Here is a 14,786-nt window from a genome sequence, read left to right as displayed (position 1 = left end):
GTCCTTTCGTTACATTTGTTGTACACGATATGCTTGAATCCCTTCGCTCACACGTCTAAAGTATGCAAGCGGATGCGGGACGAATTGATTTCGCCGGAGGATTTCTTGATCAACTGTCTCAAACGTTTCTGCTGTCCCGTCTGCCAGTCGTACAAATTCAGAAAATGGTAAGGCGATCAATCGACTGACCTCTTCTGTTTGCAGGACATAATGTTCGAGCGGCATTGGTGAATCCGCCAGGAACAGATGGACTCGTTCACGATCTTTCAAGTCCCCTACTATCAACTCTTCCAGGAAAACGCCAAGGGGGAACAACTGATTAAACTGCCGGACAAGCCCAATCTCTTCTTTGAGTTCGCGGATTCCATCCCTTGGCGTCTCACCTGCGAGCAGATGTCCGGCAGCCGTGATATCAATCAAATCCGGAAAATCCTTTTTCTGCTTCGCCCGTTGCTGTAACAAAACGTGTCCTTTGTCGAGATCAATGACAAAGCAATGAAACGTTTCATGCCATAATCCATCCCGGTGTACCGTTTCCCGGGTCTCCGGATACAGCCGCTGACCGGATGAATCGACGACCATCAACTGTTCCGATTCACTCATCGCAACACCTTCGACGCTTGATAAAACCGTTCGCCGACTGTGTACAATTCAGCAATCAAAAAGATGACGGCAATCCAAATGATGGCGCTTGGGAACAGTAACATTGCAGTCAGGAAAAGAAATCCTTCCGTCCGTTCGACAAGACCCGGCTGATACTGAAATGATTTGAATCCGTAATTATCGCTGACTGCACCGATTGCAAGAAACATCGTCATACCGATGACGAATGAAGCGACGAGTAATAAAATAACGACCTGCGTCTCCGGAAAGCGCAGGGCAATACCAATCAGGACGGATAATTCCACGATCCGGTCGAGGACTAAATCAAGAATCGTTCCGATCGGCGTTGTTTTTTCCCGTCGTGCCATCGTGCCATCGACGACATCAAGCGCTCCCGACAGCCATAATAATAAAATTGCAATTCCCATCATATCGTTATAGACAAAGAAACCGGTCGAAGCACCGATGATGCCGGAAATGATTGTCACTTGGTTGGCTGAAAGCCCCATCTTCTTCAATAATGTCGCCATTTGCTCAAAAAGGGGCTGGACGACTTTTCTGGCGCGCGTATCTAACATGCTACCCCTCCTTCCTCACAAGATAAGCTGTCACTTTCTCACTGAACGTCTCTGTCGTTTGAACGACAAGCCGCTCTCCCGTCTGGCGTTCAACTTCATAAAATCGAACACCGTACTGTGTCAGCTCTTTCGTAATCGTAACACGTTCCTGTGATCCGTTCGTCGGTCTTAAGACCAACTTCACTTCGGATAACGGATACCACTCTCCGTCCAGATACAATCCGTCACCAAAAAATGGACTTTTTTGCGCTAATTCAATCGGATGTCCCTGATCAATGATTTGTCCCTGTTCCATGACGTAAACATAATCCGCCATCGCCATCGCTTCCTCACGGTCATGCGTGACAAGTAACGTCGTCACACCTTCTGCGACCGTTAAGCGCCGAATCAGCGTCCGCAGTTCACGGCGGCGTGGTAAATCAAGACTTGAGAATGGTTCGTCAAGCAACAGGAAATTCGGTCCGCTTGCCAAAGCCCGTGCAAGACTGGCCCGTTGTTGCTCTCCGCCGGATAATTCATGGACATAGGCATCGGCCCGCCCTGTTAATCCGACTTTGGTCAACCACTCTTGGACGTCCTGTTGACGACCTGTCGCCATACCAATCCGGATATTTTGTCCGACCGTCAAATGAGGGAACAGTAACGGACGTTGGAACAACATCGTCACCCCCCGTTGATTTGGAGCAACGTGCGTCATGTCGGTTTCACCGAAACGAATGATACCGCCTGATACTTTCTCAAGACCTGCAATCAATCGCAGCAGCGTCGTTTTCCCGCTTCCACTCGGACCAACAAGTGCAACACATTGACCGGACGGAATGTGTAAATCAATCGCCTGCAGGACTTGTTTTTGGCCAAATCGTTTATTGACGTGCTGAATCGTAACGTCCATCTAACAGCCTCCGAACTACTTGCACCCATCCTTCTAATAAAATGAGTTGCACAAAATAAATCAAAAAAGGTAAAACCAATAACCAAATCGTCGCTTCTTTAGCGGCAACCAAGGAATTGCCGGAATAGAGCGGAAACGCTTCAAGGGCAATCATTTGAACGACTCCGCCCCCGATTAAGGTAACGAGCGCATACTGACTCAAGGCGATGACCGTTACAAGTAACGTGACGGACTGGATCGCAGAACGCATCATCGGTCCTGTCAAAAAAAGAAACCGTTTCAACCGGCTTGGTTCAATCAACACCATTTGCTCCATCATCTGTTCACCCAGTGCTTGAAACGCATTCGTATACATCCGGATCGTGTACGGTAACGTCGGAAGCAGTAAAACCAACAGTACACCGATAAATTGATCGGCGAGCCCTAACCGGATCCACGTCAGATAGAGACCAAACGACAATAATAACACCGGCAGGAAAAGCGGCAAACTGATCAACAGTTCCATATACCGGATGAGTCGTCCCGCCCGAAACGCAATCGCCTTTCCTGTGACATAACCAATCAAATGATTGAGCAATGTCAAGACCGCAATCATTGAAACCGTTGTCGTCAACGTTTCCAATAATCGCGGGTTCCAGGTCCAGGTCGACGGAATCAATCCGAGTAACGGAACGAGTACTAGCAATCCGATTACTGCTGTTATTGCCCTTCTCTTCATTCTACCCGCCCCTTACTGATCCGCTCCGTTAACGGACGAATCGTACGTGTAAAGATCACTAACAGCAAAAATAAGATTCCGGTCAAAAGAACACTGATGGCAAAGGCTTCCGGTTGACGGGATAAATCCCCTTGCGTATATAAATCAAACGTATAGACGCCAATCAGCTTCGGATACGTCACACCGAGCAGCGCCGGGACTTCGTAAGCAAATAAGGTAAAGGCAAAAACAATGAACGCTGCCTCGAGGACGGGAAACAGTAAAAATACGCCTTTTCCATGCCAAAACCGTTTCAGTCGCGACAGTCCGAGCATTAATCCGAGTTCTTCATACCGGTGATCAAGGCGCCGGTAAACCGGTAACAAATAAAAAAAGACAAACGGAATTTCTTTGTAGAGATACGTCAGGATGATACTGAATTGATTCACTTCATGCGGACCGATGACCGGTAAATCGCTCAAATAAAGAATGGCCAAATAGGCGGCGCCAAGATGGGGTAAAAATAACGGAACGGCCAAAACCTGCGCCGTCCACCCCGTTTGTTTGGCGAAAAATCCAGCCAGCCAGGCCCCGATCAATACAGACAGTACCGTACTGCTGACTGCCACGTATAAACTGATCCCGATACTTTCCAAAAATACCGGGTCTCGGAACAATCGGCTGTAATCTTCCCAAGTCGTCATCGACAGACTGACGAAAAGACCATAAACGACCATACCGGTAATCAGCAAGGTGGCTGGCCAGGCATTACCGCGCCACACGTTCCGGCCAGTCTTTCCGGATCACATCAAAGAATGCCGGATCCAGTTCCGCACGGACTTTGCCGTCGAATGCTGCCGGTTTCGGTGTTGACGCAGCTACCGGAACGTCTTCAAATGCCTGTCGTTCCGTTGAGCTTACTGTCGTCAAATCTAAACTTGTTCCGTCTCCCCAATACGTGCCATCGAATTTCTTGAGTTGAGCATCCGGCGACAACAACGTGTTGATCGTAACGAGTGCTCCATTCGGATTCGGCGCATTAAACGGAATCGACAGGAAATGGGTCGAAGCGATCGAACCGTCGGTCAAGACGAGCGGACGTGTCTCTTTCGGGAATGTCCCTGACTTCACTTCCTGTTCCGCCCGGCGTTCGTTGAAGCCCATCGTGAACGCAACACTTCCTTTAGCGTACAACTGGTCAAGCTGTGCCAGTGTTTTCGGATACGTTTTGCCCTCTTTCCATAAATAAGGCTTCAGTTCGTTTAAATACGCCCAGGTCTTCTTAAAGTCTGCTTTCGGATCTTTTAACGTTTCTTTTGACTCCACCCCGTACATGACATGGCGGACGAACGCATTCCCCGTAAAGTCCGTCACTTCCGGATACGTGAATTTGCCCGGATTTTCTTTCACCCAACTTTTGAGTTCCTGGAGGTCCTTCGGTGGGTTCGCGACACTCGCCTTGTCGTAATGGAACGTATATTGAACTTTTCCCCATGCCGCTTCCAAATGATCGGTCGGCGTCCCGCTGTCTGACCCTTGTGCCTGTGGATCGACATATTTCATGTTTGGCAACACTTTCGTGATCTCACCGTATAACAAGCCGTCCTTTTTCGCATTCCGGAAGTTGTCGCCGTTAATCCAGACGACATCAATGACGCCCGTTTCTTTCCCGGCTTTCTTTTCCGCCCGGAGCTTTTGAATCAAATCGGCTGTTTCAATCGGAACCCGCTTCAGCGTAATGTTGTGCTCTTTTTTTACTTTTGGTGCCACGTATTCATCGATATAGGTATTGATCCCCTCATCGCCGCCCCACATATACATCCGGACAGTCGTTGCGTTTGCGTCCTTTTCAATCGATGTATAGGAAGAACCTAATACTTTTTCCTGAACCGGTGCTGTTGGAGACGCACATCCGGCAAGAAGCAGGCCTGTTGCTGCGATTGCAGTCATTTGTTTTATCATGTGTGAAAATCCCCTTTATTTTTTATCAAAGCCTGACTTACCAAGCCATTCAATGACCCGCGGAAACAATCCGTAGGCTTTTGCCGAACCTTCCATCCACAAAGGTGCATTGACCTCGCGTTTTTCGCGGATGATGGCCCGGGTAACCGTTCGTGCTAATTTTTCTTTCGACAACACGATGCTCGCAACGTTATTTTCGTATTTCCGGCTGAGATCCGCCCGAACAAAAAATTCCGTCGCAATCGGGCCAGGATTAACGGTCATGACATGAAGCCCCTTCGGCCTCAGTTCAAGACGCAAAGCATTGGAAAACTGATATAAGGCGGCTTTTGTCATACAATAAATCGTCGACTTAGGTGTAGGTAACTTCCCTGCCTGACTTGCCACGTTGACAATCATGCCATGTGGACGAAACAGCGGGAGACAGGCTTTCGTCAATCGAATCGGCGTCAGGACATTGACCCGGTTCATTGATTCGATGGTCTCAATCGTCGTCTCCTCTAAAAAACTGAACTCCCCGAACCCGGCATTGTTGATTAATACATCAATCATGCCATATCGTTCAGCTATTTGATCAGCCAGATGCTCCGGTGAATGTTCTAAATCATAAACCACGTATTCCGCTTGAAGTGTCTTTGCAATCTGTTGCAACCGATTTTCCCGCCGGGCGACTAAGATTAAGTTCGCCCCCTGCCGGTTCAGCTCGTATGCAAGAGCTTCCCCGAGTCCACTGGAGGCACCGGTCAAGACGACCGTTTTATTCATGAGATTCATGTTCACTGCCCTTTCGCGTATACCGTAAAATTCCGTCCTGTTTTTCGACAAGGATCTGTCCACTGGCCACGAGGTAGTCGAGGCGGGCTTTCATCTCACTCATGACGAGCGGGAACGATTTCTTTAAACGGTTTCCGTACGTCACTTGTGCGAGTTCAAACAGCGTTTTCGTACCTACGATATGCTTCAGCAACTGTTCGCCGCGCGCTTTACGTTGCAACAAACGTTCTTCAATCAAGGACGGAACATCGCGAATCGGCTCACCGTGTCCGGTGTAGGCAATCTCGATCCGTTCTCCCTGCAGTTTGCGCAAAGAGCGCATATAAGCGAGAACCGGCCGTTTCATGTCCGATTCATCTCCGGGTTGCGGTTGCTCGAGCAACGGATTCGGTTCGACACGCGCCAGCAGATGATCTGCTGCAAACAGAACTCCCGACTGACCGAGAATACCGATTTGATCGCTCGCATGTCCCGGCAGTTCAATGACTCGATAGGCGCCTGACGTCGTAATCGCGTCCCCTTCTTGCAGGACATGATCCAGTTGTCCCTTCCCGAGCCATTTCAAAGCGGATAAATAACTTGGTAAAAGCGCCCGTATTTCGTCCGGCACACCAAACGACAAGGCCAATCGTTGCAGGAAATCATCCCCCCTGCTCAAAAACGCTTGATCTTGTTCTAAGTAGGGTCTTAGTCGGGCATGTCCATAAATCGGAATCCCCTGTTCGGAAAAACGATAGGCAAGCCCGGCATGATCCGCATGGTGGTGCGTCACGATCACTTTATCGAGCATCGAAACCGTCACTCCGATTTTCCCGAGACCATCTTGCATGGCTTGCCAGGCTTGATCCGTATCCGGACCACAATCGATTAAAATGGTTTCCGTATCGGTCCGTAGCAGATAACAATTGATATCTCCGACAGGAAATGGTGTCGGAATCGGTAACGTAAAGATTTCATCTTCTTGTCGCATCGGTAAACCCCTCTTCTCTCTGGATGGTTTCCTTCATTATAGAGAGAAAGAAGCGACAGCGGCAAACTTTGTCGCCCTCAAATCACTAAAGTTCTAAAAAGAATACGGCTGACGATAGCATTTGGATGCAAAAAGAAGCGACCTTTCCGCAGATTGAAAGGTCGCTTCCATAAAAATTGTTCTTATTTTAAGTTGAGCACTGTTACTTTATCGCGTGTCATCGAAGCGAGGCTTCGTCCGACACCCTGTACACCAAGACCCGATGATTTTACACCGATGAATGGGAAATGATCGGGACCACGTTCCGTCCGACCGTTAATTTGGACAGAACCCGTTTCAAGCGCATCTGCGACACTGAATGCTACGTCGATGTTTTCCGTGAAGACACTTGCTTGAAGACCGTATTCCGATTCGTTCGCATAGGCAATCATTTCCTCGACCGAGTTGACACGGATGACGGGTAAGACCGGTCCGAATGGTTCTTCCCATGCAATCCGCATATCGCGTGTCACGTGGTCAAACAGTGTCGGCTCAATCAGGTTCGCCGTCCGGTTTCCGCCTGTAACGAGCGTTGCCCCTTTTTCTTTTGCATCTGTAATCAATCCTTCGACGAAATCAGCTGATTTCGCATCGATCAACGGGACGACAACACTTTCGTCTTCCGGCGAACCGACTGTCAATTTCGCGATCCGGGCAGACAATTCTGCGACAAGCGCATCTGCCTGTTCTTCAAGAACAAATACTCGTTTGATGGCTGTGCAACGTTGTCCGGAATACGAAAACGCACCGCTGATGATGTGATCTGCCGCTAGCGAGAGATCCGCATCCTCAAGAACGAGGGCCGGGTCTTTCCCACCAAGTTCGAGAACGAGTGGAATCATCGCTGATTGACGTGACAAGTGTTGTCCTGTTGCTGTACCACCTGTAAAAGTAATCATGTTGATGCCCGGATGCGCTGTCAAATAATCTCCGATGACTGAACCGCGTCCTGTCACGAGGTTAACAAGACCTGACGGCAATCCTGCCGCGACAAGTGCTTCAACCATCAACGTACCACTGATTGAACCTTGTGTTGCCGGTTTGAAGACGACGGCGTTTCCTGTCATCAAAGCCGGTGCAAGTTTCGCAGCCGCAAGATTGACTGGATAGTTAAACGGTGAAATCGCCAGTACGACGCCGAGCGGTGCTTTTTTAATGATTGCGATTTTTTTAGCACTTCCACCCGGGAATGAGTCTCCTTGCATCATTTGACCGTCAAAACGAAGGCCTTCTTCTGCTGTATAACGGATGATTTCCGCCGTCCGTTTGACTTCTTTGATTCCGTCAGCAAGCCCTTTACCAACTTCACGCATGATGACTTTACCAATTTCGTCCGCACGTTTTTCTAACTCCGTTGCCCAGGCATGAAGCAATTCGGCCCGTTTGTTGGCAGGGACTTTCGCCCACTGCGCTTGTGCTGTTTTAGCAGACGAAATAGCCCGGTCTACTTCTGATTTTGTCATCGCTTGAACGCGACCGACTGTATCTTCTTTATAAGGGGAAGAAATTTCAATGGTTTCATTGGATTCACTTTCCTGCCATTGCCCGTCTAATAAGTATGTGTATGTTGTTGCTGTAGTCATTCCACTCGACCTCCATTTATTTTTTCTCTCTCACTTCAGTGTGTGGCTGCATAGCCTATTGTAATCAATTGGTCAGACAAATGCCAAACTTTTTGCTTAACATAAAATGAAAGCGATTTCAATAACTTTTTTATTCTTTTTGATGTGGAAGAATCGCTTCTTTCTGCCGATAACTAGTCAGAAGTGCAGTGCAGGATGGAAAGGGGCTCAATTACGTGTACAATCAACACGATATTTTATTAGAAGCTGGAACAAATGAATTGGAAATCGTTATTTTTCATTGCGGACCGTATACGTTCGGCATCAATGTCATGAAAGTCCGGGAAATCATCGTTCCGTTACCGATGACACCATTACCCGGAACACCGGACGCCGTCAAAGGGTTGATCGAGCTTCGGGGTGAAGTCATGACGGTCATCGATTTACCGACTGTCATTGGTGTGGCCCACGAAGAAACAACGGATGATCGCTTGATCATCTGTGAGTTTAACGGCGAGAAGAGTGTCCTCCGTGTCGATTCCGTAACGGAAATCCGTCGTATTTCATGGGAACAGATTGATACACCAAACGAACTTGCCCGCGGCATCGAAGGATTGACGAATGGTGTCGTCAAGACGGGAGACAAGATGATTATCTTGCTTGATTATGAGAAAATTGCGCTGGAACTTTCCCGCAAAGACATCTTTGCCCGCGAAGAAGGCCGCCGTGTTTCACCCCGCAACCGGTCGAACAAAACGATTTGGATTGCGGAAGATTCGGAAATGCTCCGGACTCTCATTATTGAAACGCTGGAGGAAGCCGGTTATCATGGCTTGAAATGGTTCATCAATGGTAAAGATGCATTGGACGCGTTTGAGGCAGGCAGCGACTGCGATCTCTTGATTACCGACATCGAGATGCCGAAGATGGATGGACTGCATTTGACGAAACGATTGCGTGAAGATGATCGTTATGCGGAGTTACCAATCGTCGTCTTCTCATCCTTGATTTCGGATGACCTCCGTCATAAAGGCGAATCTGTCGGTGTGAACGCACAGATTACAAAACCAGAAATCGGTCGACTGATTGAAACCGTCGATACATACGTGCTCTGACTAATAGTTTCCTAAACAAATAACCGTCTCCTGACTAATCAGGAAACGGTTATTTGTTTAGACGTATTTTATTAAACGAAATCACTGTTTTTTCCGAGAAATACATTCAGCCAAATTTTTCTGAAATCTACCATGCAGTCTTCAATCCGGGTCAAAACACCGGCCGCATTCTCGACTGAGCCTGTCTCCGCCTCTTTTTCCAGCAATTCAAAGTCATCCGCTAAGTCATCCGCCGCAACGGAATAGGAGGCACCCTTAAGTAAATGAGCTAATTTTTCCGTCTGTTCGGCATCGTTTGCTTCGACCGCATCCTTCAATTCCGGAAACTTCCGATCAAACTGGGCAATATACGTCTCACCGATTTTTTGCAAGAATACATCATCACCGCCTGCAATCAGACGTAGTTCTTCTAACTTCTTTTCATTAAAAAAAGGCATCTTTTCCCCTCCTCTTTTCTATATTATCACTATTCGTTTTAAAAAAAAATCTGAGAATCATTTACACGGTCGATATAGTATTCCTATAATAAAAAAGTGAAGAGCAGGAGGGATAGACAATGTTGACGATTTATCGAAGTGATGTGACGGGGGCAGTCAACGAAATTCAGGAGTTTACGAAAGGTTCCTGGATTCATCTTGTCAATCCGACAAAAGACGAAGCCGATCAAGTCATCGCTGCTACGAAAATTCCTGAGGATTTTATTTATGACCCACTTGATGTCGAGGAAAAACCTCGTTTCGAGAAAGATGATGAAGGTTTGTTGATGATTGTCGACGTTCCTTACATTGAAGAAGAATCATCCGGACGCCGTTACAATACGATTCCACTCGGTATCATCGTGACGTCAAGACACTTCATCACCGTCTGTTCGCAACAGTTGGATGTCCTGACGTTATTCTCAAGCGGAAAACTCCGCGCGTTCCGGACGAATTACCGTTCCCGATTCGTCTTTCAAATCTTATATAAAGTCAGTTCTTCGTATCTCCGGTTCCTGCGGCAAATCGACCGCCGGATGGATGAGCTCGAGGAAGAATTACAACGTTCGATGCGAAATCAAGAAATTTTCCAATTAATGAATTTACAAAAATCACTTGTGTATTTCATGACTTCCTTGAAGTCAAACGACGGAGTACTCGACCGGATCATCAAAACACCGAGTCTTGAAAAACACGAAGACGATGAAGACCTGCTCGAAGATGTGTTCGTTGAACACCGCCAGGCCATGGAAATGGCCCAAATCTATAAAGATATTATCAGCTCAACGATGGATACGTTTGGTTCCGTCATCTCAAACAATGTCAACTTCGTCATGAAGTTTCTCGCGTCGATCACGATTGTCATCTCGATCCCGACCATGATTTCCGGAATGTTCGGGATGAACGTTCATGTGCCGTGGGAAGGCGAAGTCATGGGCTTTTGGATTGTCTTCGGCATGATGATTTTCTTCTCTGGCTTAGCCGCCTTTATTTTATGGCGCCGCCGTTTCTTTTAGTGCGTATGAATGGATGGACAAAAAACCACTTACTTTTGAATGCCTTAGCCTAGAAACGCGTGTTGAGACGACTGTCTCTTCGGCCCTCTACCTAAGTCCATCAAAAGGAAAGTGGTTTTTTTGCAGATTAGTTGATTTCGATGGTCACGAGACATAAATCGTCCGCATCATCACTTTGATCCGGTTGAATCAATTGATGAATCGCCGGTCCCTGTTCCTGAATCAATTCACGAATCGCACTGATTCCTTCATCGATTCCCTTACTGTACAATTCCATGAAGCCATCTGTATACAAGTAGACACAACCTGGCGAAACGAGGTCAATCGTCTGGCTCGTATACTCAGAATCTTCGAACATCCCGACTGGTAATCCCGTATTTTCAAGCGGAATGATTTGATTCCCCATCCGCAGCAAGCCCGGTGGATGCCCGGCATTTGCATAACTGAGTTTCATCTCATCCAGTTCGATGTACAAGTACACGGCCGTAAAGTAAATTTCTGTTTCATCGCCCGGGAACAGGCGGCTCATCTGTTTGTTTAATTCCTCGAGAACTTTCGCCGGATCTCCGATGCGGTGCACGAGTTCAAATAAAATCGAACTCATTCCCATCGTAATCAACGCAGACGATACACCGTGTCCCATGACATCAAATAAAATGATTCCGTATTTTTTCGGCGAAATCCGGTACCAGGCATACATATCGCCTGCCAGCTTTTTCGACGGAATGTATGTCGCCATGATCCGGATGTCTTCGTCCTCGATGTTTGCACTTAACACGCTTTGCTGAAGCTTTTGTGCTAAATCAAAGTCTTCCTGCAAGACTTTTTCGTAGCGCTTTCGGGCGTCAATCGCCTGTTTGAGCGACATCGCATTTCGGACACGGGCGAGCAGTTCCGTTTTCCGAATCGGTTTCGTCGTGTAATCGGAAGCACCGGCATCAAGTCCGTCTGCAATATCTTCCTCATTCGATCGACCTGATACGATGACGATCGGTAACTCATCCAGGCCAAACCGTTTACGAATCAGACGTGTCGCATCAATGCCACTGATTCCAGGCATTTCGACGTCAAGTAATACAACGTCCAGTGTTTCAATGAACAACGGATCTTCCATCAGCTCTAGCGCTTCTTCCCCGCTCATCGCCTTGACCACATCGTATCCTTCATTTTCAAGCAATCGTTCTAAAATCATCAAATTCGTAAACTCATCATCTACGACCAGTATACTCATGTCGTCACCTCGCTCTATCCACATATTCATTGAAAATAGTTTAGCATACAATTTACATTTTCGTTTAGACGAAAGCTGCTTTTTCCGTCATACTATAGAAGAATGAAAGGGGGAATGGATCATGTGGCTTTATGTCGTCTCCATTCTAATCATTGTCTTCGTCTTAGTCGCTTCAATCCTCGTGATTTCAAAGGGTTACGGCTATAAAGGCAACAAGGATGACATCGAAATCGATTACGATGAAATCAACCGTAAATTAACTGAAAAGCACGATGACAAGCACCGGCCGTAACACCATCAAATCGTCTCAGACCATCATATCATTGGATGGTCTTTTTGTTGTATTACAAATGCATGTTTTTAGTTGTGAGATAAGGGTATATTCCTATCATGGTGTCAAATCATACTTTAAGGGAGTGTCAATCATGCAACCAAACTTACCAAACGATCCTCATGCTGTACATGCCGAAAATCCGAATCGCCAGTTCGATCAGGAAACTTCATCTGGTCGTCAAGTCAGTTTACTTACAGGAATGCTGCTAGGTGCAGTCGTCGGCGGTCTTCTGACGTTACTCAGCTCATCTAGCCGTCAAAATACGAAACAAAGCCTGCGCGGTGCTAAAGACTCTGTCTCAACGCTCGCTTCATCGATTAAAGAAGATCCGTCAGGCAAAGCATCACAAGTCATCAACCAAGTGAAAAGCGCTTCAAGCATCATCCAGGAAGTCGCATCCGACGTCCAAAACGTGTATGACAAAGTCAACACGGAGCTTGATACCGTCAAGACTGATGCGTCGTCCGTCAAAGATACGGTCACTGAAGCTAAAGGAGATCTCAACTCGATCAGCAGTAAAGTCGTTGAAGCGAAAGATGTGGCACTCGGAAAAGAGGAGGCGCCTCCTGAGCACCAACCGAACAACACGCAACACGATGATTCGAAACAAGATCAGTCACAGCAAAATAAATAATTTAATGAAACCTTTCCGGGACAATCCGGGAAGGTTTTTTTTTCATTGGAAGTATTTTACGACAATCGCAACACGTTCCCGCATTCCGTAACGCAAGACGCCAGACAGTGGTGTCTCAGCCGGAACGGCGTCGGTCTTTAAGTCCATCTGTTCCGCCTCTTTTCGGGCACGGTACAAATGGAAGTCCGACGTCACGATCGAGACACGGTTTTCCGATTCCGGTAACAGTCGTTTTGAAAACGTCAGATTTTCAGTCGTCGATGTCGATTGATCTTCCAGCAACAACCGTTCTTCACTGATTCCACCTTGAAGCATTCCCCGTCGCATCGCTTCCGCTTCCGAAATCGCTTCTCCGTCCCCTTGTCCTCCGCTTAAGATGAATGTTGTATCCGGAAATTGTTTTCCGTACCGGACAGCTGCCTCAATCCGGTTGCTTAAAATCAACGAGGGTTTCTCCCCTTTGACACCGGCTCCAAGCACGATGACGTAAGGATGTTTTCCGTTCGCAAGCGGTCGTTCCCCCTTTGCGACGAACCAACCGATACTGAACCAGAATACGGTGAGCAATAAGAGTAATCCAAGACCGGTTTTATAAAAACGGCGTATGATATGTTTAACTGTATTCTTCATAATTATGTCCCCTCAGTGGTAAGATCCTGCTGTCTTTTTATCACCTCTTTCTATACGCCTCACCACTCAAAAGGTTTCAACTCGTTTTCTCAGCAAAAAGAGCGACACTTCCGCAAAAAATCGGTGTGTCGCTCTTCCTTATCTGCCTGACATTAATTTCCCCAAATTGATGTCACGTATTCCGGGTGATCGATAAACGGATTCCGGTTTTTCTGCCACTTCTCAAAGATGATATCGTTTCGTCTGATTTCCGTCGCATCGACCGGATCAAGTTTGTTCCATGCTTTTAGCGTCGACAATTTGCCATGAAGTGGATTCGTGCCGTTGCTGACGTTTTCTGATGCTTCTAAATCAATTTCACCGCCGCCTTCATAGCGTACTGCCATGTAGAAGATCATGCGTGCGATATCGCCTTTGACACGTGTCGGTGGTTCCCATGAATCGCTGTCGCGGTAGCAGTCACACCCGGCATACTTCGTTCCGCCGTTATCAAAATCAAGATTCCCCCGTGCGCTGTTGACGACGACGTCTTCTGCCCGAAGATGATGCAGATCTGTTCCCGGTCCGTTGCTTGTTCCAAAATCACCGTGCGACTTTGCCCAGACATGCTCCCGGTTCCATTGACCGACGTTCCCACCATTACTGCTCTTGGCAATCGATTTACCCGTGTAAAGTTCGATGACATTATTTGCATTGTTCGGATCTTGATCCGTTTCCTTCAGAGCAGTCCAAACCGTATCGTATGATACTTGCGTATGGTTATCGATGATATCGTGCAGTGAGGCTTTTAATGCTGCTCCTGTCTTACCCGACGCTGGTAGGTAGTACGCGTCGATTGTCGATTGTGACGTGACCATCTGAGGTCCGGCAACGATTTTCGTTGGTTCTGTTTTAGCGATGACTGGTGTAAACGAAATTGACCCGAGTGCAAGTGCAGCGACAAGCGCCCCGCTGATTTTCGACTTCCAATTCATACTGTGTTTCCCCCTTGGTTACATATGTATGTGCTCGTCTTACCTCCTCATTTTTACACCTCCTTTCGCATCTGAGAAGCTGGACAAAAGACCTTAAAATCCCTCGAACTAAACTGAATCAAAATTCATTCAGTTATTCAAGAGTCCGATGGTCCTGTTTTTTTCTTGAGAACAGGTCAACCGGCTGATTATTCTTCTCCACAAAAAATATTCCAGGTTCAAAAGTCACGAAAACAAGATGTTCAGAAATAAACGCCACGGTTGATACAGCAACTTTCAAGACTTGATATACTATAAAT

At 47.2% G+C, this 14,786-nt stretch carries 17 protein-coding genes; 4 read left to right on the top strand and 13 right to left on the bottom strand.

Features of this window, described 5'->3' with window-relative positions; all coding sequences use genetic code 11:
* Positions 1–9: 9 nt before the first annotated feature.
* The 9 genes from HNY42_RS06530 to HNY42_RS06490 all read right to left on the bottom strand — a co-directional run bounded on the left by HNY42_RS06530 (position 10) and on the right by HNY42_RS06490 (position 8,098).
* Complete coding sequence (locus tag HNY42_RS06530) at positions 10–603, bottom strand: NUDIX hydrolase (protein WP_131973143.1); 594 nt, start codon at positions 601–603, stop codon at positions 10–12.
* A complete protein-coding gene (locus HNY42_RS06525; RefSeq protein ID WP_026828828.1) occupies positions 600–1,181 on the bottom strand; it encodes a CDP-alcohol phosphatidyltransferase family protein in 582 nt (193 codons plus the stop codon). Before HNY42_RS06525 ends, HNY42_RS06530 begins: the two co-directional genes overlap by 4 nt.
* 1 nt (position 1,182) lies before the next feature.
* Complete coding sequence (locus tag HNY42_RS06520) at positions 1,183–2,073, bottom strand: ABC transporter ATP-binding protein (RefSeq protein WP_188005287.1); 891 nt, start codon at positions 2,071–2,073, stop codon at positions 1,183–1,185.
* A complete protein-coding gene (locus HNY42_RS06515) occupies positions 2,045–2,791 on the bottom strand; it encodes an ABC transporter permease subunit (protein ID WP_188005286.1) in 747 nt (248 codons plus the stop codon). Before HNY42_RS06515 ends, HNY42_RS06520 begins: the two co-directional genes overlap by 29 nt.
* The gene (locus HNY42_RS06510) at positions 2,788–3,552 is read right to left on the bottom strand and encodes an ABC transporter permease (RefSeq protein WP_188005285.1); all 765 of its coding nucleotides are present in this window, start codon (positions 3,550–3,552) and stop codon (positions 2,788–2,790) included. The genes HNY42_RS06515 and HNY42_RS06510 overlap by 4 nt, the downstream gene beginning before the upstream one ends.
* Positions 3,539–4,732, bottom strand: a complete 1,194-nt coding sequence (locus tag HNY42_RS06505; RefSeq protein WP_188005284.1) for an ABC transporter substrate-binding protein — start codon at positions 4,730–4,732, stop codon at positions 3,539–3,541. The genes HNY42_RS06510 and HNY42_RS06505 overlap by 14 nt, the downstream gene beginning before the upstream one ends.
* A 15-nt stretch (positions 4,733–4,747) precedes the next feature.
* Complete coding sequence (locus HNY42_RS06500; protein WP_188005283.1) at positions 4,748–5,506, bottom strand: SDR family NAD(P)-dependent oxidoreductase; 759 nt, start codon at positions 5,504–5,506, stop codon at positions 4,748–4,750.
* Positions 5,490–6,476 carry an MBL fold metallo-hydrolase gene (locus tag HNY42_RS06495; RefSeq protein ID WP_131503050.1) on the bottom strand — a complete coding sequence of 329 codons (987 nt, stop codon included), beginning with the start codon at positions 6,474–6,476 and terminating at the stop codon, positions 5,490–5,492. The genes HNY42_RS06500 and HNY42_RS06495 overlap by 17 nt, the downstream gene beginning before the upstream one ends.
* A gap of 182 nt (positions 6,477–6,658) precedes the next feature.
* Positions 6,659–8,098 carry an NADP-dependent glyceraldehyde-3-phosphate dehydrogenase gene (locus HNY42_RS06490; protein ID WP_188005282.1) on the bottom strand — a complete coding sequence of 480 codons (1,440 nt, stop codon included), beginning with the start codon at positions 8,096–8,098 and terminating at the stop codon, positions 6,659–6,661.
* 215 nt (positions 8,099–8,313) lie between these two features.
* On the opposite strand from HNY42_RS06490, the gene HNY42_RS06485 reads away from it, so the two are divergent.
* Positions 8,314–9,192, top strand: a complete 879-nt coding sequence (locus HNY42_RS06485) for a chemotaxis protein CheV (RefSeq protein ID WP_131503052.1) — start codon at positions 8,314–8,316, stop codon at positions 9,190–9,192.
* Positions 9,193–9,263: 71 nt separating this feature from the next.
* Here the strand turns inward: HNY42_RS06485 and HNY42_RS06480 are convergent, their stop codons facing one another.
* Entirely contained in the window at positions 9,264–9,629 is a 366-nt protein-coding gene (locus HNY42_RS06480) for an Hpt domain-containing protein (protein ID WP_188005281.1), read from the bottom strand.
* A gap of 119 nt (positions 9,630–9,748) precedes the next feature.
* Here HNY42_RS06480 and HNY42_RS06475 point away from each other — a divergent pair, with 119 nt between their 5' ends.
* Complete coding sequence (locus HNY42_RS06475) at positions 9,749–10,684, top strand: magnesium transporter CorA family protein (protein ID WP_131503054.1); 936 nt, start codon at positions 9,749–9,751, stop codon at positions 10,682–10,684.
* Positions 10,685–10,811: 127 nt separating this feature from the next.
* Here HNY42_RS06475 and HNY42_RS06470 read toward each other — a convergent pair whose 3' ends face one another.
* The gene (locus HNY42_RS06470; protein ID WP_131973148.1) at positions 10,812–11,915 is read right to left on the bottom strand and encodes a PP2C family protein-serine/threonine phosphatase; all 1,104 of its coding nucleotides are present in this window, start codon (positions 11,913–11,915) and stop codon (positions 10,812–10,814) included.
* A gap of 121 nt (positions 11,916–12,036) precedes the next feature.
* Here HNY42_RS06470 and ytzI point away from each other — a divergent pair, with 121 nt between their 5' ends.
* Both ytzI and HNY42_RS06460 read left to right on the top strand, forming a co-directional pair.
* The gene (gene ytzI / locus HNY42_RS06465) at positions 12,037–12,207 is read left to right on the top strand and encodes a YtzI protein (protein ID WP_131503056.1); all 171 of its coding nucleotides are present in this window, start codon (positions 12,037–12,039) and stop codon (positions 12,205–12,207) included.
* Between the two features lie 133 nt (positions 12,208–12,340).
* Positions 12,341–12,883 carry a hypothetical protein gene (locus HNY42_RS06460; protein WP_131973149.1) on the top strand — a complete coding sequence of 181 codons (543 nt, stop codon included), beginning with the start codon at positions 12,341–12,343 and terminating at the stop codon, positions 12,881–12,883.
* Positions 12,884–12,925: 42 nt separating this feature from the next.
* On the opposite strand, the gene HNY42_RS06455 is transcribed toward HNY42_RS06460, so the two are convergent.
* Together HNY42_RS06455 and HNY42_RS06450 are read right to left on the bottom strand one after the other, a co-directional pair.
* Entirely contained in the window at positions 12,926–13,513 is a 588-nt protein-coding gene (locus tag HNY42_RS06455) for a YdcF family protein (protein ID WP_131503059.1), read from the bottom strand.
* A gap of 152 nt (positions 13,514–13,665) precedes the next feature.
* Positions 13,666–14,487 carry an endonuclease I family protein gene (locus HNY42_RS06450; RefSeq protein WP_131503061.1) on the bottom strand — a complete coding sequence of 274 codons (822 nt, stop codon included), beginning with the start codon at positions 14,485–14,487 and terminating at the stop codon, positions 13,666–13,668.
* Between the last annotated feature and the right edge of the window lie 299 nt (positions 14,488–14,786).

The sequence above is a fragment of the Exiguobacterium sp. Helios genome, assembly GCF_014524545.1.
Classification (GTDB): Bacteria; Bacillota; Bacilli; order Exiguobacteriales; family Exiguobacteriaceae; genus Exiguobacterium_A.
This window is presented reverse-complemented; position numbering and strand designations above follow the sequence as displayed.